This is a genomic window from Pseudomonas sp. A-RE-19, from assembly GCF_019956555.1.
Lineage (GTDB): Bacteria > Pseudomonadota > Gammaproteobacteria > Pseudomonadales > Pseudomonadaceae > Aquipseudomonas.
This window is the reverse complement of record NZ_JAHBDQ010000003.1, coordinates 69,589-90,594: the sequence shown is the minus strand read 5'-3', so window position 1 is coordinate 90,594 and position 21,006 is coordinate 69,589. Positions and strand designations below refer to the sequence as shown.

The window sequence follows — 21,006 nt, the reverse complement described above, 5'->3', positions numbered from 1 at the left end:
CCAAACCCGAGGCTGACACAAATCCCTGTGGGAGCGAGCCTGCTCGCGATGAGGCCACGACCATTGATGGTGAATGTCAGACCGCTATCGCGAGCAGGCTCGCTCCCACATTTAGTCTGTGCAAGGCCATGCATATGCCCACCGCCCTTTACCGCTTCATTCTCGCCATCGCACTGTTATTGCCGATGGCCACTCACGCCGGCGACGCCGAAGACTTCGTCGCAGCCAATCCCGTGCAACAAGCAAAACTGCTGGAAGCCTGGGCCGCGCAGCCCAATCCGGCTCGTATCGAACTGATCAACGCCCTGCAACAAGGTGAGTTGACCCTCGATGGCCAGCCGAAAACCCTGCGCCTGAATAACCGCCTGCGCGGTCTGATCGACACCGCTTTGGCCAGCCACCAATTGCTCGCCGCCGACGCCAAAATCCGCTTGGCCGCCGCGCAGCAATTGCAGAAAAGCGCCAAACCCGCGCAGCTTGCATTCCTCGACCAGCGACTGGCTGGCGAAAAAGACGACACCGTTCACGCCGCCCTGAGCCTGGCGCTGGCCAATCTGCAACTGGTCGATACCGATCCGGCCGTGCGTCTTGCCGCTGTGCGTCTGCTCGGTGAAACCGGCGACCCATTGGCCCGCACCCGCCTCGAAGGTTTGCTGGAACCCGGCGTCGAAGCCGACGCCAGCGTGCGCACCGCCGCCGAAACCAGCCTGGCCCAGGTCAAACGCAAATTGCTGATCGGCGAAATGCTTGGGCAGGCCTTCAGCGGCATGTCCCTCGGTTCGATTCTGCTGCTGGCGGCCCTCGGGTTGGCGATCACTTTCGGCCTGCTCGGCGTGATCAACATGGCCCACGGCGAGATGCTGATGCTCGGCGCTTACTCGACCTACGTGGTGCAGCTGATGTTCCAGCGCTTCGCCCCGCAGGCCATCGAGTTCTATCCGCTGATCGCCCTGCCGGTGGCGTTTTTCGTCACTGCCGGGATCGGCATGGCGCTGGAACGCACGGTGATTCGTCATCTCTACGGCCGCCCGTTGGAAACCCTGCTCGCCACGTGGGGCATCAGCCTGATGCTGATTCAATTGGTGCGGCTGGTGTTCGGCGCGCAGAACGTCGAAGTGGCCAACCCGGCGTGGTTGTCGGGCGGGATTCAGGTGCTGCCGAATCTGGTGCTGCCGTACAACCGTATCGTGATCATCGCGTTCGCCTTGTTTGTGGTGGTGCTGACCTGGCTGCTGCTGAACAAGACGCGCCTCGGTCTGAACGTGCGTGCCGTCACCCAGAACCGCAACATGGCCGCCTGCTGCGGCGTGCCGACCGGACGCGTCGACATGCTCGCCTTCGGCCTCGGCTCCGGCATTGCTGGCCTGGGCGGTGTGGCGCTCAGCCAGATCGGCAACGTCGGCCCGGACCTCGGCCAGAGTTACATCATCGACTCATTCCTGGTGGTGGTACTCGGCGGTGTCGGTCAACTGGCAGGTAGCGTGCTGGCCGCCTTCGGCTTAGGGATCGCCAACAAAATTCTCGAACCGCAGATCGGTGCGGTGCTGGGCAAAATCCTGATCCTCGCGCTGATCATTCTGTTCATCCAGAAACGTCCGCAAGGCCTCTTCGCACTGAAAGGACGGGTGATCGACTGATGAACCAGCCTCTGATGCTCACGGCCACACAAAAGGCCGGCCCCAAGGTCACGATCGCCGTCGGTGCGGTGATCCTTGCTCTGCTGCTGGCGTTGCCATTGCTGTCGCTGTTATCGCCTATCAGTGTTTTTCACGTCTCGGCCTACACCCTGACACTGGTGGGCAAGATTCTTTGTTACGCCATCGTCGCCCTGGCGCTGGATCTGGTCTGGGGTTACGCCGGCCTCTTGTCGCTGGGTCACGGTCTGTTCTTCGCCCTCGGCGGTTATGCCATGGGCATGTACCTGATGCGTCAGGCTTCGGGTGACGGCTTGCCAGCGTTCATGACGTTCCTGTCGTGGACCGAATTGCCATGGTACTGGACCGGCACCAGCAGCTTCCTCTGGGCCATGTGCCTGGTGGTATTGGCGCCGGGATTACTGGCGCTGGTGTTTGGCTTCTTCGCCTTCCGTTCGCGGATCAAGGGCGTGTATTTCTCGATCATGACCCAGGCCCTGACCTTCGCCGGGATGCTGCTGTTTTTCCGCAACGAAACCGGGTTTGGCGGCAACAACGGCTTTACCAACTTCCGCACCATCCTCGGGTTTGGCATTACGGAACCGGGGACTCGCGCGGTGCTGTTCTTCGCCACGGTGCTATTGCTGGTGGCGAGTCTGTTTATTGGTTGGCGGCTGGCGCAAAGCAAGTTCGGCCGGGTGCTGACCGCGTTGCGCGATGCCGAAAACCGTTTGATGTTTTGCGGTTACGACCCACGCGGCTTCAAGTTGTTTGTCTGGGTCTTGAGTGCGGTGCTGTGCGGCTTGGCCGGCGCGTTGTATGTGCCGCAAGTCGGGATTATCAACCCGAGTGAAATGTCGCCGACCAACTCCATCGAAGCCGCCGTGTGGGTGGCGCTGGGTGGTCGCGGGACGCTGATCGGTCCGCTGCTCGGCGCGGGTGTGGTCAATGGCATGAAGAGCTGGTTCACCGTGGCGTTCCCGGAATACTGGCTGTTCTTCCTTGGCGCGCTGTTTATCGTCGTGACGTTGTACCTGCCCAAAGGCGTGATCGGTCTGCTGAAGAAAAGGGGTGAGCAATGAGAGTAACTGCGACGGCCGAATTCATGCTCGAACCGGTTTTTTTCCCACCGGAGCCCAACAAGGACGCCGGCAGCAGCCGCGACGCCATTGGCCTCGGGCAACGCGTGGGCCCCGGCCTGAATACGCGCCACGGCACCATCCTGACCCTGGAAGACATCAGCGTCAGCTTCGATGGTTTCAAGGCGCTGAACGATTTGAACCTGTACATCGGTGTCGGTGAATTGCGCTGCATCATCGGCCCCAACGGCGCGGGCAAGACCACGCTGATGGACGTGATTACCGGCAAGACTCGCCCCAGCCACGGCAAGGCCTGGTTTGGTGAAACCCTCGATCTGACGCAGATGAGCGAAGTGCAAATCGCGCAGGCCGGCATTGGTCGCAAGTTCCAGAAGCCAACGGTGTTCGAAGCCTTGAGCGTGTTCGAAAACCTGGAGTTGGCGCAGAAGACTGACAAGTCGGTATGGGCCAGCCTGCGGGCTCATCTGAGTGGCGAGCAGAAAGATCGCATCGCTGAAGTCCTGGAAACCATTCGCCTGACCGCCTCGGTCAATCGCCCGGCGGGGTTGTTGTCTCACGGTCAGAAGCAGTTTCTGGAAATCGGCATGCTGTTGATGCAGGACCCGCAATTGTTGCTGCTCGACGAGCCGGTGGCGGGCATGACCGACGCCGAAACCGAATTCACCGCCGAGCTGTTCAAGCGCCTGGCGGGCAAGCATTCGCTGATGGTGGTGGAACACGACATGGGCTTCGTCGGCTCGATCGCCGACCACGTCACCGTGTTGCACCAGGGCAGCGTGCTGGCCGAAGGATCGCTGGAACAGGTGCAGGACAATGAGCGGGTGATCGAGGTCTACCTCGGTCGGTAGACCCTATGAGCATTGCTCTTATGTGGGAGCGAGCCTGCTCGCGATAGCGGTTTATCAAACAACATCATTGTTGCCTGACCTACCGCTATCGCGAGCAGGCTCGCTCCCACAGGGATTGAGGAGAATTTGAGAATGCTGCAAGTCGACAAGCTGCACCAGTACTACGGCGGTAGCCACATCCTGCGGGGCCTGACGTTTGAGGTGAAGGTCGGCGAAGTCACCTGCCTGCTCGGGCGCAACGGCGTGGGCAAGACCACCCTGCTCAAATGCCTGATGGGTTTGCTGCCGGCCAAAGAAGGCGCGGTGAACTGGGAGGGCAAACCGATCACCACGTTCAAGCCGCACCAACGGGTGCATGCCGGTATCGCTTATGTACCTCAGGGCCGGGAAATCTTTGGTCGACTGACGGTGGAAGAAAATCTGCTGATGGGCCTGTCGCGGTTTCCCGGCGCTGAAGCGAAGGAAGTCCCGGCGTTTATCTACGAGCTGTTCCCGGTGCTGCTGCAAATGAAGCAACGGCGCGGCGGTGATTTGTCCGGTGGTCAGCAACAGCAGTTGGCGATCGGCAGAGCACTGGCCAGTCGTCCACGGCTGCTGATTCTCGACGAGCCCACCGAAGGCATCCAGCCGTCGGTGATCAAGGAAATCGGCGCGGTGATCAAGCAGCTTGCGGCGCGCGGCGACATGGCGATATTGCTGGTGGAGCAGTTCTACGATTTCGCCGCCGAACTGGCCGATCAGTACCTGGTGATGTCCCGGGGCGAGATCGTGCAGCAAGGTCGCGGCGAAAATATGGAAGCCGAAGGTGTACGCGGCCTGGTTACGATCTAACCTGCAGTGTCCTGACGATAATTAGAAATCATGAATTTACCTGCCCCTATCACGCTGTTCACCCCAAGCTGGCACGCCGAGCTGGAACTGGGCTACGCCCGTTTTGGCGATAGCACACGCCCGGTGCAGCGCCGCCATAAAGGCCCGCTGCGGGTGCAGAAGCATTTGTACGCCGAAGGCCCCGAGGTGTGTCAGCACATCATCGTCCACCCGCCGGGCGGGATCGCCGGCGGTGATCGGCTGGACATCTCGGCCAGCGTCGGCACAGACGCCTGGGCGCAAATCACCAGCCCCGGCGCCGCCAAGTGGTATCGCGCGGCAGGGCCGGCTTATCAGAAACTCGACCTGCGCGTGGCCGCCGGTGCTACGTTGGAGTGGCTGCCGCAAGAGACGATTATCTTCAGCGACGCTCAGGCGGAACTCAGCACCAGCATTGATCTGGAAGGCGATGCGCGGCTGTTCTACTGGGACGTGGTGGCGCTGGGTCGCCCGGCCAGTGGCGAGCGTTTCGACCTCGGGCATTTTCAGGCGCACCTGGATATCCGCCGCGACGGCCAGTTGCTCTGGCACGAACGCCAGCGCATTGTCGGGAGTGATGGTTTGCTGGATTCGCCGATCGGGCTGGATGGCCAACCGGTGTTTGCGACGTTGCTGGTGACGGGTGAAATCGATAGCGAATTGCTGGAAAAGTGCCGCTCGCTGCCCAACAACGTGCGCGGAGATCTGACGCAGTTGCCGGGGCTTCTGGTTGCCCGATGCCTGGCCAGTGAGGCGCTGTTGGCACGGGGTTGGCTGATTGATTTGTGGCGGTTGCTCAGGCCAGCATTGCTTGGCCGAGAAGCCGTCCCGCCGCGAATATGGAGCACCTGAAATGCTTTTCAATGTGGGAGCGAGCCTGCTCGCGATAGCAATCGTACAGTCAACATCTTCACTGGATGTGATGACCTAATCGCGAGCAGGCTCGCTCCCACAAGTAACGCGTTCACAACTCCGAATACCTTTTTATCTGCCCGGATGGATTGCAACGATGGACCTGACCCCACGCGAAAAAGACAAGCTGCTGATCTTCACCGCCGGCCTCGTGGCCGAGCGGCGTTTGGCGCGCGGCGTGAAGCTCAATTACCCGGAGGCCATGGCCTATATTTCCGCGGCGCTGCTCGAAGGCGCGCGGGACGGCCAGACCGTGGCCGAGCTGATGCATTACGGCACCACCCTGCTCAGCCGCGAACAAGTGATGGAAGGCATCCCGGAAATGATCCCGGAGATCCAGGTCGAAGCGACGTTTCCCGACGGCACCAAACTGGTCACCGTTCACCAACCGATCGCCTGAGGCCGCGCCATGACATACCACATCCGCGATGCGCTGCTCGCCGACCTGCCAGCGATCCGCAACATCTACAACGACGCCGTACTCAACACCACGGCGATCTGGAACGAGCAGGCCGTGGACCTGGGCAACCGCCAGGCCTGGTTCAGCGCCCGGCAAGCCCAGGGCTATCCGGTCCTGGTGATCGTCGACCGCGACGACAGCGTACTCGGCTACGCTTCATTTGGTGACTGGCGGCCGTTCGACGGGTTCCGCCACACGGTCGAGCACTCGGTGTACGTGCGCAACGACCAACGTGGCAATGGCCTCGGGCCGCAACTGATGGACGCACTGATCGAACGCGCCAAAGGCTGCAACAAACACGTGATGGTCGCCGCCATCGAGAGCGGCAACGGCGCCTCGATTCGGCTGCACGACCGGGCCGGTTTCGTCGTCACCGGCCAAATGCCGCAGGTGGGTACCAAGTTCGGCCGCTGGCTGGACCTGACCTTCATGCAACTGACCCTCGACCCGGGGGCAATGCCGCCCGGGGCCCACAAGGAGTAATGCCCCATGAACGCCGCCCAACTGCGCCGCGTCAATGTTGAAAGCTTTGCGCACTATCGTCAGGGTTTGATTGATTTGCTGCTCGACGCCGTCGGCTATGGCGCCAGCGTCGGGTTCATGGCGGATCTGGACGCCACCCAGGCCCGAGCCTATTTCGATGAAGTCCAGGAGAACCTGAACAAAGGCAACGTGCTGCTCTGGGTGGTGGTCAAGGACGAACAGGTGCAGGCCAGCGTGCAACTGACGTTGTGCCAGAAAGCCAATGGGCTGAATCGCGCCGAAGTGCAGAAACTGCTGGTGCGTGAACACGCCCGTCGTCGCGGCCTGGGCCAACAGATGATGCATGCCGTTGAGCTCGCCGCCCGCCAGCACAAGCGCGGCATGCTCTACCTCGACACCGAGGCCGGCTCCCCCGCCGAAGACTTCTACAAGGCGATGGGCTACACCCGCGCCGGCGAAATCCCCGACTACGCCTGCGACCCGAACGGCCAGTACAAACCGACAGCCCTTTACTACAAGATTCTCCAAGGAGCCCATTGATGATTCCCGGTGAATACCAGATCCAGCCCGGCGACATCGAACTCAACGTCGGCCGCCGCACCCTCAGCCTGAAGGTGGCCAACAGCGGCGACCGGCCGATCCAGGTCGGCTCGCATTATCACTTCTTCGAAACCAACGACGCCCTGACCTTCGACCGCGCCGCGAGCCGCGGCATGCGCCTGAACATCCCCGCCGGCACCGCCGTGCGCTTCGAACCGGGACAGAGCCGCGAGGTCGAGCTGGTGGACCTGGCCGGACATCGCCGGGTGTTCGGGTTTGCCGGCAGGATCATGGGTGATCTCTGACTAATGCGGCGTCTGCACTGGCCCCATCGCGAGCAGGCTCGCTCCCACATGAGACCGCGATCAAATGTGGGAGCGAGCCTGCTCGCGATAGCGAGTAATGCGAGCGATCTCAAAATCAATTGAATTCCAAGGCGAACACATGAAGATTTCCCGTCAAGCCTACGCCGACATGTTCGGCCCCACCGTCGGCGACAAGGTTCGCCTGGCCGACACCGAGCTGTGGATCGAAGTGGAACAGGACTTCACCACCTACGGCGAAGAAGTGAAATTCGGCGGCGGCAAAGTCATTCGCGACGGCCAGGGCCAGAGCCAATTACTGGCCGCTGAAGTGGTCGATACCCTGATCACCAACGCGCTGATCATCGACCACTGGGGCATCGTCAAGGCCGACGTCGGCCTCAAGGACGGGCGCATCGCGGCCATCGGCAAGGCCGGCAACCCGGACATCCAGCCCAACGTCACCATCGCCGTCGGCGCCAGCACCGAAGTGATCGCCGGTGAAGGCATGATCCTCACCGCCGGCGGCATCGACACGCACATCCACTTCATCTGCCCGCAGCAGATCGAAGAGGCGCTGATGAGTGGCGTCACCACCATGATCGGCGGCGGCACCGGGCCGGCCACCGGCACCAACGCCACTACGTGTACCTCCGGGCCATGGCACCTGGCGCGCATGCTCCAGGCCGCCGATGCGTTCCCGATGAACATCGGCTTCACCGGCAAGGGCAACGCCAGCCTGCCGGAGCCGTTGATCGAACAGGTCAAGGCCGGCGCCATCGGCCTCAAGCTGCACGAAGACTGGGGCACCACCCCGGCAAGCATCGACAACTGCCTGAACGTGGCCGATCAGTACGACGTGCAGGTGGCGATTCATACCGACACCCTCAACGAGTCGGGCTTCGTCGAGACCACCCTCGCCGCCTTCAAAGGCCGCACCATCCACACCTACCACACCGAAGGCGCCGGCGGCGGTCATGCCCCGGACATCATCAAGGCCTGCGGCTTCGCCAACGTGTTGCCGAGTTCGACCAACCCGACCCGGCCGTTCACCCGCAATACCATTGATGAACACCTCGACATGCTGATGGTCTGCCACCACCTGGACCCGAGCATTGCCGAAGACGTGGCCTTCGCCGAAAGCCGTATTCGCCGTGAAACCATCGCCGCCGAAGACATCCTCCACGACCTCGGCGCCTTCTCGATGATCAGCTCCGACAGCCAAGCCATGGGCCGCGTCGGTGAAGTCATCACGCGCACCTGGCAGACCGCCGACAAAATGAAAAAGCAGCGCGGCCCGCTGCCACAGGACGGCGAAGGCAACGACAACTTCCGCGCCAAACGCTACATCGCCAAGTACACCATCAACCCGGCGATCACCCACGGCATCAGCCATGAAGTGGGCTCGGTGGAAGTGGGTAAATGGGCCGATCTGGTGCTCTGGCGCCCGGCGTTCTTCGGGGTCAAACCGACGCTGATCCTCAAGGGCGGTGCCATTGCGGCCAGCCTGATGGGCGACGCCAATGCGTCGATCCCGACGCCGCAACCGGTGCATTACCGCCCGATGTTCGCCAGTTACGGCGGCTCGTTGCACGCCACCAGCCTGACCTTTATCAGCCAGGCGGCGCAGGAGGCCGGGTTGCCCGAAACCCTGGGCCTGAAGAAGAAAATCGCCGTGGTCAAAGGCTGCCGCGAAGTGCAGAAAACCGATTTGATCCACAACGATTACCTGCCCCATATCGATGTCGATCCGCAGACCTATCAGGTCAAGGCCGACGGTGTGTTGTTGTGGTGTGAGCCGGCGGACAGCCTGCCAATGGCGCAGCGATATTTCCTCTTCTGATCCATAAGAAAGCCCCGGGCGCCAGGCGTCCGGGGCTGGATACAAACGTGATGGTCAGCTGCCGATCGTCGTGTTTACCTTATCCAGTCTGGCCCGGTTCAGAGCCTGCTGGGTCAAGGTCTTCTCGAGCTCCTTGATGGCCTTGAATACCTCCTCATCCTCAGCACCTTCAAGACGCAGCTGGAGCGCGTCGAAGTCATGACGATAGGTCGCATCCATAAAGGTTTGCCAGATCGGTTGCTCAAGTATCCGCTCAGTCAACAAGTCTCCTTCTTCCAGAGCCAGCACCCGTTGGCGGGCAGCTTCGATCATGTCCTTGCTCACACCGGAGATGTTGCGAAACTGCATGCCTCGCGCTTGCCACGGAAGATCGAGGCGTTCGGCCAGATCCGTCATGTAGGCCAGATGCACCTCGACTTCGTCGATAGTTCCACCCTCGACGCCACGGCGATAGAACGTCTCCCCGGCACGCAATCGTTCGGCGACTCGTTCGCGGGCAATCCTGCCCAACTCATCCAGACGTGACTTGCCCCGCGCCAATTGCAGTAACTCGGCCTCCACCAACCCCGGGTTTGCCAGCGCACGGGCTTCGTGCGCCAACACTTCTACACCCATGGCGTTGAACAACTGAGTACCGCCATCGACACAGTTGGTTGTACTGGTTGCCTCGGCAAAGATTTTTTCGCGCAGTTCCGTATTTTCGGCCATGGCCTCCAGCATGCGCCACACCTTGGCGGTCAGCTCGATTCGATAACTCTTATCGTCGGCCTTGAAATCGTAGGACTGGGTCAACCTTCTGATCTCATTGAAAAACGGCACCGAGCCGTGCTCGTCCTCCACCATGTTCCAGATTTCATGCTTGCCCCCCCACTGCTCAATGGTCAGTCCCGCATCCCATTCGGAGCTGTCCAGCACACCCCGTGGGGGATAAGGCCTATCTGGGTCGAGCCCGAGGGATTCAATGTACAGGCGAAACCGTTCAAGGTTCTCGGCGGAAATCCAGCCTTCGGTTCGAGTAATGAACGTGCGAGCCAATAATTCCGCGCGGAAGGAACCGGGTGCCACTTCCGGTATCCGGGTGAGCACGTTGAACTCCAGGTTCAGATAAATATCGCGTATCCGGACCCGGCCGAGATACCCCGTAGGCCAGGTGTTCAGTTGGGCATGGTCGAGGGTGATCACTTGCAAATGGGGCATGCGACTGATGTCAGGCGGCAACTGCAGCGGATTGTTGTTCAAGCGCATCCGGCGCAGGTGAGTCAGCCCTCGCAGACGAGCAATCCCGTCAGCGGTCAAGGTGATCTGGTTGTTGTTGAGCTCCAGATGGGTCATCGATCGCATATTGCCGATTTCCTGGGGAAACGAGGTCAAGCGATTCAGCGGCATATTCAAACGACGCACATTCGGGAAGGCTCGCAGGAACCCGACTTGATCATCTCGCAGTTTTGCATTGTTCAAGCTCAGATCAGTGACATGATCAAAGCTGACGGTCAGCTCAGGCATCGTCGCCAGATACCTGTCCAGAGGAAAACCATCCAGGTTCAGCGACTGCGGCGCCAGAATACCCGGAGCTTCTATCCCCGCCGGTCCGGTTCGCTGCCAGCATTGCCTGAGCTTTGTGTAGATCTCATTTCTGGAATTCCACTGCGCGATCCCCTCAGGCGTAAAACCCCACGCATCGGTACGCTGGTTGACCCATCGGCGCATCGCATCATTGAAGCGGTTGAACTCCGATTCCAGCGCAGACAAGCGCTGCTCCGCCGCCTCACCGAAGCCACTCAACAATGCCTGCACCTGAACATCATTCAATCCTGGATAGAGCGACCGTGTGCGAATGCGCTGGAGATCGGCATTCAGCGACGGCCGTCGATAACTGTGCATACCACCGCGCAGACGCATGACTTGCGGATCGTAAGCGGGTTTGCGTATGGGGTTTTCCAGCAGGGTTACCGAGAACTTGTCGTGGGGCAACGGTGATGTTTTTACCGCTTGGCGAAGTTGCGCGCCTTGATTGATCTCGTACCCCAGGGTTTTACGCTCGGCATCCGGCAAGGCGTGCAGTATTGCTGCGTACAAATCATCCGCGCCGTGCAAGTGACGGCCCTCATCGTCAAAAGCCTCATAGCGACCGTCCTCGCCCAGCACCAGTACTTTGTGAATCCTGGCATCGGCCGGGCCGATGCTGTCGTGCACGTTGCCGGAGAAGGAAATTTCGCGAACCTCGATTCGCACATCCTCGGGCCATTGAGCAAAGTTTTCCAGGCTATGCAATGCCACTCGATCGGTGTCGGCATGGCTCAGTTCCTCCAGATAGAGCCCTTCATACGCGCGACTCGAACGCACGCCGAACTCAGACTGCCTTGCCAGGTTGCGCAAGCGCAAAGGGATGCGTTTATCCCGGGTCAGTTTCAACAACTCTGCCTCACTGGCATCGTCCAGGAGTGTTTTTGCGGCAGCGTTCGAGAGGGTTGGAAAATCGCGCTGCAGCAGGTTTATCCGCGCATCGGCGGTGGCTTCTCGTGCCTGGTACAGCGTGTCGAATACCGACTTTTTCCTGACCTCTGCCTGCCTGGCAATACGCCTTTGCAGTTCGCTGATACGAGCCGACCGCTCTTTGGGTATTTCGCCGCCCAAGAAGTCCTGTAGTTGCGTTTCACTGAGAGAATCCACGATCCGTGCCGGCAGCCTGCCTTCGCGCACATCGGCCCGGGTCAGACTGAAGGTGTTTTCAGCCTCGGCCCAGGCATCACCGAAGCGCTGCGACGGTTTGCCCGAGGGCACATCGGCTTCCAGCATCAGAGCTCTTGATGACGGCCAGCCATCCAGTTCGGTGACGAATCCCGGCACCCTTTCCAACAGTTCCTGCGGCACCTGGCCGGCGAGGATTTGCGCGCTCAGCCTGTCGGCGTCAGCGTAGGCCTTGAAGCGTTTCAACGTATCGATGAGCAAGGGCGCCGGCGTCTCATTTTCCACATGCATGCGACGCAGCACGCCTTCTTCGACACCGCTGACAAGGCGGGCTTGCTCCAGCATCTCGTCGCTGAGTCCGTCCGCTGCCGGGCCAAGGCGCCGCAATAGCTTGCCATTGTCCCATTCCATGGGTGTTTCGAACTCTGTGTGCCAGGCACCGGCACCGTTGTGTTCGATGCTCAATGGATAGGCGTCCGGGCGCAGCGGATGTTGCAGACGAGGCTGTCCGGTGAGCGGATCCTCCTCGATGACGTAATGTTTGCCTTCAAGCGGCAGCACCTTGCGACCCGCGTGTTCGATCACGCCCAAGCGATCGGGCGCTGCAGTTTCAGGCAATGTCAGGCGGTGCTCGTAAGGCGCAGGATCGGGCTTGATCAAGCGTGTTTTGCCGCTAGGCAGTTCAACCGGTTTAAGGCTGTCGATCAGTGCTGACGGTTTGACCGGTGCCGGGCCTTTTGGCAGCACGCCGCCAACGGACATCAGGGCCAGCTGCGCACCGTTGATCAGCACACTGTTGATATGCGCTGCGCCTTCTTCGACGTCACCCTTGCTCCAGTCCTCAATGCCCTCGACCAGCTCCGTCAGCATTTGCGCGGCCATCAGGCCCAGCATGGCCGGCGCCAGCCCCGGTACCAGCATCGCGCCAAAGCTGAAGACGTTCCAGGCAATGTTCAAGTAGCCGCTCAGTCGTTTCCAGCGTGCGTTGGCATCTTCGTCATTGGTCGGCACCGCGATCAATCGGGCATCGGCAATGGCTTTGTCCCGCCGCTCACAAAACAGGCGATCCCACAGATCGTCACTGATCAGATGAGTGATGGGCTCCGCATCCGGATTCTCGACCGGCGTTTCACGCCACCAAGGGCCCATGTCGAGCGGTTCGCGCTGCTGCCAGGTGATGGTCTTGAGTCGTTCGTTGACCCGATTGAAAAAAATCGCCTTATCTTTTTGCGCGACAAAACGGCTGAAAAACGCCTGATAGTCGTTATCGCGCAACTGACCGATCAGCGCCTTCATGAAATCGGTGAACGAGTCGTACTCCTTAAGCGGATGATCCGGATCATCCGGCACATAGGCGATCAGGTTTCCGACCAGTCGATTCTGGGTATAGATTTCGTCCTTGCGCAGCATCTCTTCGGCCACACCTTTCGGGCCGTTGGCGAAAAAGGCCTTGAGCAAGCGAAGGGTCTCAAAGCCGCGAGGGACCGAGGACGTTACCCCTACGGAGAAATCAAGCCACTGCTTGAGCGCATCGGGGGGCAGGCCATCGATGGAATTCTTTATTGCTGTTGGTTCGGCCACGGCGCTGAACAACACAATGCCAGTCATCCGACAGCCCATCAGGGACAAGTGATGACTTTGCATCGGGTGGCCGTACCATTGGATATCGGTCTTGCCGTCGATCACCTCGCCAAGCTTTTCAAAACCGTACAGACCGATATCGCTCTTGAGGTACGCCGTCATCGATGCCAGTTTGAGCGCCGCCTTGTCACTGGCGATCGAACGCTCCTTGAGCAAGCGGCGGGCATTGGCGTCTACGGGGGTGAGCACTGACTTGATGTGGGTCTGATACTGCTTGCCGATGTCGAGCCGACGGCACAGCGCAGCCATTTTTTGCGGGGTGATGACTTTGATCTCGTGCAGGTTGCCACGAACGTCCTTGCGCAACACGGCGGATCCGCTGCGAAACGCATTATCGCGGGTTTCATCCTCCTCGAAGTTATGCAGCGCCGCTTCGAGCAATGTGGAGTGACGGATGGTACTGGCCTGGGTATCGATCACACCCAGGATATTGCTTGGCACATACAGGCGCAACTGCAGTTCGTTCGGATCGCCATGTTCGTTGAAATTGGAGTACAGGAGGGTTTTGAGCAACGGTTCGGCAAACGCCTTGATGTCGTGCTGCAAATCACCGAGCAATTCGTCGAGCTCTCCTTGCAGGCGCCAACGCTTGTCGCTGAGCGCCTTCAGATAGTCACGATCCTCCGGCCAGGCCTTCAGATACCAATCGGGGAACGCTGGCTGCACCTCCAGCGCAGACAGGAGTCTGGCCCGTGGTGCCTCGGTGATCGCCTTGGGGATCAACGGTTTTATTCGCGGGTAGTGGACGCCTTTGTCGTCCTGCTTCGCCGGACTTGATGCGTTTGGATTGCTTCCTTGCAATTCAGGCATGTCTTGAACACCTTCAGACCAATGGTTGGAACCCTATGGTCATGCGCTGGCCCAGTGAACAAAAGCGCAAAAAGTTGTTGATTCGCCACGCAAAAAAGACTCCACGCAATTGAAATCCAGAAGCTGAAAATAACTATCTACCGCACCACACAATCCAGAATCTGCTTGCGCCATCGAAGTGGTGTTCCATCCTAAAGGAGCTACTATGCCTAACGCTGTTTTGCATTCATCGCGCAGGAAAAACCGGTAATGGGTCTTTCGGAGTTTATCGTGGCAAACGTTGACCACGTGGTCGACGAGTGGGAGGCCTTCGCCCGAACCATCGCTCCGGAATCGGTGGCCATGGATAGAACGCTGCTGCGCGACCATGCCCGGGCAATTCTCCTGGCCGCCGCCCGCGACATGACACTGCCCCAGACCGGCCACGAGCAGGCGGCCAAGGCCAAGGGCGATGGCCCGGACAAAAACCCCGCGCTGGATCAGGCCAGCGCCAGCCATGGCGAACTGCGCCACAGTAACGGCTTCGATCTGGTGCAGATGACGGCTGAGTTCCGCCACTTGCGTGCCTGTGTGATTCGCCTGTGGGCCAACAGCCTGACAACGCCGGATCTGGCCCAGCTGCAGGAAATGATCCGTTTCAACGAAGCCATCGACGAAGCGCTGGCCGAATCCACGGCGGCCTATGCCGAACAGGTCAATCGCTCGCGGGACATCTTTCTCGCGATCCTCGGTCACGACCTGCGAGCGCCGCTGCAAGCGGTGAGCATGTCCACCGAAATACTGATGCGCAAAACTAACCTTGAGGGTGACGCATTGACCTGTGCACTCCACATCAAGCGCGGCACTCGCCACATGGCGGTGATGGTCGGCGATTTGCTGGAGCTGGTCCGCAGTCGCCTGGGCAAGAGCCTGCCGATCGAACCGGCGCCCATGGATCTGGCCGATACAACGCGTGAAGCGATTGCGCAGGCTTGCGCCGCTCATCCGCAATGCGATCCGACGTTGATTGTCGAAGGCGATACCCAAGGTGTGTGGGATGGCCGCAGGCTCGATCAGATGCTGCAAAACCTGATCGGCAATGCCTTGCAACACGGCTCGAACAACAGCGAGGTCAAACTGACCCTCAGGGGCGATGCGGACAGTGTTCGGCTTACCGTGCACAACGACGGTGCGCCGATTCCACCCGAGGCGATCGGCACGATCTTCGATCCGCTGGTACGCAGTGCCGACGAAGAGCTCGGCGGGCCGAGCACCAGCCTCGGCCTGGGGCTGTTCATCGTCAAGGAAGTGGTCAAGGCCCATCAAGGGACGATCGAAGTCAGTTCCAATGAGACCGATGGCACGTTGTTTACCGTGGTGTTGCCGAGAACGGTCTGACAGCGGGAGACCGCGTTATCGTTCATCGCGAGCAGGCTCGCTCCCACAGTGGATTTGCGGCGTACACAGATCAAATGTGGGAGCGGGCTTGCTCGCGAAAGCGCCCTCAGGCGCAACACAAAAACAGCAGAACGATTATTCGATCACCAACCGCCCCAACCGCTGCTTGAGCATGCGGTTTTCGGCCCGCAGTTGCTGCACCTCTTCGAGCAGGTCCAGCGCCAGGGCGACGCTTTCCCATTCCAGCTCCAGGTCGCGCTGCAGCTTGATGGCGCGCTTGGCCAACACCAGTTCATAGTCGGTGAAACGCCAATTCCTGGGCTCTGTCCCCTGAGGTTCGAGGATGCCGTGTTCGACGATCTCGATCACGTGCACGTCCGACAGTTCGGTCGCCTCGCAAAATTCTGCCAGGTCCAATAGAACGATCACAGGGTCGCTCATGATTGGCTACTCCTTATCTCGGAATCAAAAATTCTCTCGTGGATCGAAAGCGGCTTTTTTCGCCAGCTCTTCCCACAACTCTTTGACGTCATGGTCGAGTTTTTTCGGCATCACTGCCTTGAGCTGCACGAACAGGTAGCCACGGTGACCGGCCTTGTGCAGCAGGCCATGGCCCTTGGCGCGCATGCGCTGGCCATTCTGGCTACCGGCCGGAACCTTGAGGTTGATCTTGCCGGTCAGGGTCGGCACCGCGACTTCGGTCCCCAGCGCCAGCTCCCACGGTGCCAGCGGCAAGGTGATGATCAGGTTCTCGCCTTCGACGTCGAATTTGGGGTGCGGCGCAAAACGAATGGTCAGGTACAGGTCGCCATTGGCCCCGCCACCGATGCCCGGAGCGCCCTGGCCCTTGAGCCGGATGCGCTCGCCGTCGGTCACGCCGGCGGGGATCTTCACGTTCAGGCTTTTGCTGGTGTTGCTGACATGCTGGCCGGCGGCGTTGTAATGCGGCACCTGGAAGCTGACCTTCTTCGATTCGGTCGAGAGGGTTTCTTCCAGAAAAACCGGTAATTCCATTTCCACGTCTTGCCCTCGACGTCCGGCGCTTTGGCCCGACCGTCCACCACCCCCGAAACCCGGACCACGGTTGCCGAAAATCGAACTGAAGAAGTCCGAGAAATCGCCCGTGTCCTGACCACCACCACCGAAACCACCGCGGCTCTGCCAACCCGGCGGCCCCTGAAAAGGCTGACCGTGCTGGCCGTATTTGCGCAAGTCGTCGTATTCGGCTCGCTTGTCGGCGCTTTTCAGCGCTTCATAGGCTTCCGACGCGTCCTTGAACTTGGCCTCGGCGTCCTTTTCCTTGCTGACGTCGGGGTGGTATTTGCGCGCCAGCTTTCGATAGGCGGCCTTGATCGCCTTGTCGTCCGCGGTCGGCTCCACACCGAGAATCTTGTAATAGTCTTTGAAGTCCATCGAGGGAATCACCATCCATTATCGAAATCGCGCAGCCAGGCACAGCATGCTCTTGTTTGCAGCATTTGGATTGACCAATCTCAACTTTGTGACCGGGCAGCGCATCAGAAGTTTATCGGCAGCAGGCGTGGTTCTTGCAGTCGCCCTGAGGGCTGCCAAGCCTATGCAGGGAAGTTTGGGGGTGATTGACCATCTTTCAAGCGCTAATCACTGCGATTTAACGGATAGTCGGCCTTCGAATCTTCGCCGCACTGACATACACTGCGCGGCCGTTTTTTAACCGGAACCTGAAAGACATGAAAAACGCATCTCCAGCCCGTGCCTGTGGTATCGACTTCGGCACGTCCAACTCCACCGTCGGCTGGCTGCGCCCCGGCATGGAAACGCTGATTGCGCTGGAGGACGACAAGATCACCCTGCCCTCGGTGGTCTTCTTCAATATGGAAGAGCGCCGCCCGGTGTACGGCCGGCTGGCGCTGCACGAGTACCTGGAAGGCTACGAAGGCCGGCTGATGCGCTCGCTCAAGAGCCTGCTGGGCTCCAAACTGATCAAGCACGACACCAGCGTCCTGGGCACGGCGATGCCGTTCAAGGACCTGCTCGGGTTATTTATCGGCCAGTTGAAAAAGCGTGCCGAAACCGCTGCCGGTCGGGAATTCGAGGAAGTGGTGCTGGGCCGTCCGGTGTTTTTCGTCGATGACGATGAAATGGCCGACCAGGAAGCGGAAAACACCCTGGTGGACGTGGCCCGCGCCATCGGCTTCAAGGATGTCTCTTTCCAGTACGAGCCGATTGCAGCGGCGTTCGACTACGAGTCGACCATCGAAAAGGAAGAGCTTGTCCTGATCGTCGACATCGGCGGTGGTACGTCCGACTTCTCGCTGGTGCGCCTGTCGCCTGAGCGCCGCAACCACGACAACCGCCACGACGACATTCTCGCCACCGGCGGCGTGCACATCGGCGGGACCGATTTCGACAAGCAGCTGAGCCTGCAAGGCCTGATGCCGCTGTTCGGCTATGGCAGCCGGATGAAAAGCGGCGCCTACATGCCCACCAGCCACCACATGAACCTGGCGACCTGGCACACCATCAACTCGGTGTACTCGCAGAAGTCGACCCTGGCCCTGGGCAGCATGCGTTACGACATCGAAGACACCGGCGGCATCGATCGCCTGTTCAAGCTGATCGACCAGCGCGCCGGGCATTGGCTGGCCATGGAAGTGGAAGAAACCAAGATTCAGCTGACCCACGCCGACAGCCGCCATGTGCCACTGGATCGTATCGAACCGGGTTTGAGCGTGGAACTGAGCCGGGCGCTGTTCGAATCGGCCATCGACAACTTGCTGGAGCGGGTGCGCAACAGCGTGACCCAGTTGCTGAACGACGCCAATGTGCGGGTCGATCAGGTGGACACGGTGTTCTTCACCGGCGGTTCGAGCGGAATTCCGGCGCTGCGCAACAGCGTCTCGGCCATGTTGCCGAAGGCGCAGCATGTGGAAGGCAACATCTTTGGCAGCATCGGTAGCGGGTTGGCGATCGAGGCGATGAAGCGCTACGGCACTTTGGCCTGATCCGGCACCGAGGTGCCCCCATCGCGAGCAGGCTCGCTCCCACATTTGTCCTGCGAACACAGGTCCATTGTGGGAGCGAGCCTGCTCGCGATGGGGTCAGTTCAGGCGATACATCTGCCGGATCAAACCATCCCCACCTGCTTCAACTCACTCTTCAGATACGCGTAGTAAATCGGCCCCGCCACCACCCCCGGCAGGCCGAACGCGGCTTCGAACACCAGCATCGCCAGCAGCAACTCCCACGACTTGGCGCTGATTTGCCCGCCGACGATGCGTGCGTTGAGGAAGTATTCGAGCTTGTGGATGAAAATCAGATAACCCAGCGCCGCCACCGCCACCCAGATCGACAGCGACAGGCCGACGATGGTGATCAAGGTGTTCGACATCAGGTTGCCAATCACCGGCAGCAAGCCGAGCAGGAACGTCAGCACGATCAGGGTTTTGGTCAGCGGCAGCTTGATCCCGAACATCGGCAGAATCACCGCGAGGAAAATCCCGGTGAAAAAGGTGTTGAGCAGGGAAATCTTGATCTGGGCAAACACGATGTTGCGAAACGCCTGGACCAACAGGTGCAAACGGTCGAACAACGCCGCGGCCAAGGGCTTGCGCTTGGTCAGGTCTGGCACGCGCTGCAAGGCGATGATCGCCCCCAGCACCATACCGATCAGCAGAGTCACGAACATGTGCGCCGCGTCCTTGCCCACCAGCTGCAAGTCGCTTAAGTGCTTGCTCATCCACTCGCCGATGGCCACCCGGAACTCGGCGGCACTGGCGGGCAAATAAGCGTCGATGAACGGCGGTAACTGCCCGCGCGCGCGGTCGACCACGACCATGAATTTGTCGAGAGAAGCGCCGGGGTTTTCCGCCTCGTGCAGCAGAAAACTGATCGCCCCGGCAAAGATCAGCGCCAGCACGCTGACCACCAGTGTTCCCAGCAACGCCACCGCCAGCCAGCGCGCGCGACGGCCTTCAATCAGCCGCTGCAATTGCGGCGTGAGCATGTTGACCAGTTCGAACACCAACAACCCGGCCAGCAGGCTGGGCAGCAATCGCAGAGGGAGCACCAGCAGCAAACCACCAAAAATGATGACCCAGCTGATAAGCAACAAGACCTGACGCTGAGAAAACGCTGACATACAGCCTCAAAACGAACGACGTAAAAGGATTGGCAGTCTGCCAGCGTTCCGGCGCCGAAGCGAGCAAACAACCTGTGGGAGCGAGCCTGCTCGCGATAGTATCACTGCGGTCCTCCGTGATACTGAGTCGCCTGCATCGCGAGCAGGCTCGCTCTCACAATGCTTATTTTTTCTTCAGGCAATCGCTCATGAAGGTTTTGCGCGCATCACCCGTGAGGGCCTGGGTGGTGGCGGTGGCGTTACAGGTTTTCATCTTTTCTTGTTGAGGTGTCATAGGCTTTGCGGCATCGGCGGCCGGCGCAGCTTTGAGGCAGGTACTCATGAAGGCTTTGCGCTCGTCGCCCTTGAGGCTCTTTGCGGTAGCGTCGGCATTGCAGGTGGTCATTTTGTTCTGCTGGGCAGTGGCGGCGAAACCCTGGGAACAGAGCAGCAAACCGATCATCAACAACGGGGCACGCAACATCTTCATGGAGTGTTCTCCTTGTTACCGCACCGACGGGTGCGGCCTCGTTACGAAGTGTAGACAAAGCCCGTTACACCTTCACCTGCTATCGAGATGGCTGCGTCGATACTGCTCCGGCGTGCACCCGGCCTGGCGCTGAAACATTGCGATAAATGCCGAGCCGGTGCTGTAGCCCATGTCGAAGGCGATTTCCTGAATGCTGCGCTGGCTGTCCAGCGCTTCGATCGCCGCCAGAAAGCGTAACCGTTGCCGCCATTCACCGAAACTCATGCCCAACTCGCGGACAAACTGCCGCGCCAACGTGCGTTCGCTGACATGAATGTTCGCCGCCCACTGCGCCAATGGCCGGTTATCCCCAGGCTCGGCCTGCAGGGCTTCCAGAATGCCGAGCAACCCGGGGCTGCTGGCGTAGGGCAAGTAACACTCATGCATCGGCGCCTGTTGCAGTTGGTCCACCAACACTTGGGCCAGACGCTTGTCTGCGTCGTGTTCGGGAATTTTCACATCGCGGGCGGCGAAGTCTTTCAGGATCGCCTTGAGAATGTCGCTGATCGCCAGGGTGCAGGCCTGCTGCGGCAGATCACGGCACAGCGTCGGCGCCAGGCAGACCGCGCGATAGTTGATCGGCTGATTGCTATAGAAACTGTGCTCGGTCTCGGGCGGCACCCACACCGCGTATTGCGGCGGCGACATGAAGCGGCGGCTGCCGATTTCCATGTGCAAGACCCCGTTGGCCGAATACTCGAGGGTGCCCCACGGGTGATGGTGGGCCGAGGCGTATTCGTGGGTGTTGAAGTCGGCATAACGGAAATAGACCGGGGCCGGCAGTTCGCTGAAATCCAGCAGGTCGATGTGTTTATTGTTCATGCTGTCCGGAATCAGGGGCAGGTTGTCTGGATCGCAGTATAGGCATTGATTCAGACAGGCGGATAATCA

General features: G+C 60.1%; 18 protein-coding genes. 12 read left to right on the top strand and 6 right to left on the bottom strand.

What is annotated here, in order from left to right; genetic code table 11:
* Positions 1 to 134 precede the first annotated feature (134 nt).
* The 10 genes from urtB (at position 135) to ureC (ending at position 8,971) form a co-directional block, all read left to right on the top strand.
* A complete protein-coding gene (gene urtB, locus KGB14_RS02440) occupies positions 135 to 1,637 on the top strand; it encodes an urea ABC transporter permease subunit UrtB (protein WP_223483938.1) in 1,503 nt (500 codons plus the stop codon).
* Positions 1,637 to 2,716, top strand: coding sequence for an urea ABC transporter permease subunit UrtC (gene urtC, locus KGB14_RS02435; RefSeq protein WP_223483937.1), 1,080 nt, complete (start codon positions 1,637 to 1,639; stop codon positions 2,714 to 2,716). Before urtB ends, urtC begins: the two co-directional genes overlap by 1 nt.
* The gene (gene urtD, locus KGB14_RS02430) at positions 2,713 to 3,582 is read left to right on the top strand and encodes an urea ABC transporter ATP-binding protein UrtD (RefSeq protein WP_411740768.1); all 870 of its coding nucleotides are present in this window, start codon (positions 2,713 to 2,715) and stop codon (positions 3,580 to 3,582) included. Before urtC ends, urtD begins: the two co-directional genes overlap by 4 nt.
* A 132-nt stretch (positions 3,583 to 3,714) precedes the next feature.
* Positions 3,715 to 4,413, top strand: coding sequence for an urea ABC transporter ATP-binding subunit UrtE (gene urtE, locus KGB14_RS02425; RefSeq protein ID WP_123721453.1), 699 nt, complete (start codon positions 3,715 to 3,717; stop codon positions 4,411 to 4,413).
* Positions 4,414 to 4,443: 30 nt separating this feature from the next.
* Positions 4,444 to 5,283, top strand: a complete 840-nt coding sequence (locus KGB14_RS02420; protein WP_223483936.1) for an urease accessory protein UreD — start codon at positions 4,444 to 4,446, stop codon at positions 5,281 to 5,283.
* Positions 5,284 to 5,440: 157 nt separating this feature from the next.
* A complete protein-coding gene (gene ureA, locus KGB14_RS02415; RefSeq protein WP_007937143.1) occupies positions 5,441 to 5,743 on the top strand; it encodes an urease subunit gamma in 303 nt (100 codons plus the stop codon).
* 9 nt (positions 5,744 to 5,752) lie between these two features.
* Complete coding sequence (locus KGB14_RS02410) at positions 5,753 to 6,286, top strand: GNAT family N-acetyltransferase (RefSeq protein WP_223483935.1); 534 nt, start codon at positions 5,753 to 5,755, stop codon at positions 6,284 to 6,286.
* A 6-nt stretch (positions 6,287 to 6,292) separates the two neighbouring features.
* Entirely contained in the window at positions 6,293 to 6,826 is a 534-nt protein-coding gene (locus KGB14_RS02405; protein WP_223483934.1) for a GNAT family N-acetyltransferase, read from the top strand.
* Positions 6,826 to 7,131 carry an urease subunit beta gene (locus KGB14_RS02400; RefSeq protein WP_030128285.1) on the top strand — a complete coding sequence of 102 codons (306 nt, stop codon included), beginning with the start codon at positions 6,826 to 6,828 and terminating at the stop codon, positions 7,129 to 7,131. Before KGB14_RS02405 ends, KGB14_RS02400 begins: the two co-directional genes overlap by 1 nt.
* A gap of 139 nt (positions 7,132 to 7,270) precedes the next feature.
* Positions 7,271 to 8,971, top strand: coding sequence for an urease subunit alpha (ureC, locus tag KGB14_RS02395; RefSeq protein ID WP_223483933.1), 1,701 nt, complete (start codon positions 7,271 to 7,273; stop codon positions 8,969 to 8,971).
* A 54-nt stretch (positions 8,972 to 9,025) separates the two neighbouring features.
* Here the strand turns inward: ureC and KGB14_RS02390 are convergent, their stop codons facing one another.
* Entirely contained in the window at positions 9,026 to 14,110 is a 5,085-nt protein-coding gene (locus KGB14_RS02390) for an NEL-type E3 ubiquitin ligase domain-containing protein (protein ID WP_223483932.1), read from the bottom strand.
* Between the two features lie 249 nt (positions 14,111 to 14,359).
* Between KGB14_RS02390 and KGB14_RS02385 the strand changes: the two genes are divergently transcribed.
* Complete coding sequence (locus KGB14_RS02385; protein WP_223483931.1) at positions 14,360 to 15,487, top strand: sensor histidine kinase; 1,128 nt, start codon at positions 14,360 to 14,362, stop codon at positions 15,485 to 15,487.
* A gap of 135 nt (positions 15,488 to 15,622) precedes the next feature.
* Here KGB14_RS02385 and KGB14_RS02380 read toward each other — a convergent pair whose 3' ends face one another.
* Positions 15,623 to 15,928, bottom strand: a complete 306-nt coding sequence (locus KGB14_RS02380; protein WP_223483930.1) for a chaperone modulator CbpM — start codon at positions 15,926 to 15,928, stop codon at positions 15,623 to 15,625.
* Between the two features lie 24 nt (positions 15,929 to 15,952).
* Positions 15,953 to 16,900, bottom strand: a complete 948-nt coding sequence (locus KGB14_RS02375) for a DnaJ C-terminal domain-containing protein (protein ID WP_223483929.1) — start codon at positions 16,898 to 16,900, stop codon at positions 15,953 to 15,955.
* Positions 16,901 to 17,196: 296 nt separating this feature from the next.
* Here KGB14_RS02375 and KGB14_RS02370 point away from each other — a divergent pair, with 296 nt between their 5' ends.
* Positions 17,197 to 18,471, top strand: coding sequence for an Hsp70 family protein (locus KGB14_RS02370; protein WP_223483928.1), 1,275 nt, complete (start codon positions 17,197 to 17,199; stop codon positions 18,469 to 18,471).
* A 122-nt stretch (positions 18,472 to 18,593) separates the two neighbouring features.
* On the opposite strand, the gene KGB14_RS02365 is transcribed toward KGB14_RS02370, so the two are convergent.
* From KGB14_RS02365 to KGB14_RS02355, 3 genes are all read right to left on the bottom strand, one after another.
* Positions 18,594 to 19,607 carry an AI-2E family transporter gene (locus KGB14_RS02365; protein WP_223483927.1) on the bottom strand — a complete coding sequence of 338 codons (1,014 nt, stop codon included), beginning with the start codon at positions 19,605 to 19,607 and terminating at the stop codon, positions 18,594 to 18,596.
* Between the two features lie 163 nt (positions 19,608 to 19,770).
* Positions 19,771 to 20,076, bottom strand: coding sequence for a PsiF family protein (locus KGB14_RS02360; protein ID WP_223483926.1), 306 nt, complete (start codon positions 20,074 to 20,076; stop codon positions 19,771 to 19,773).
* Between the two features lie 72 nt (positions 20,077 to 20,148).
* A complete protein-coding gene (locus KGB14_RS02355; RefSeq protein WP_223483925.1) occupies positions 20,149 to 20,937 on the bottom strand; it encodes an AraC family transcriptional regulator in 789 nt (262 codons plus the stop codon).
* Between the last annotated feature and the right edge of the window lie 69 nt (positions 20,938 to 21,006).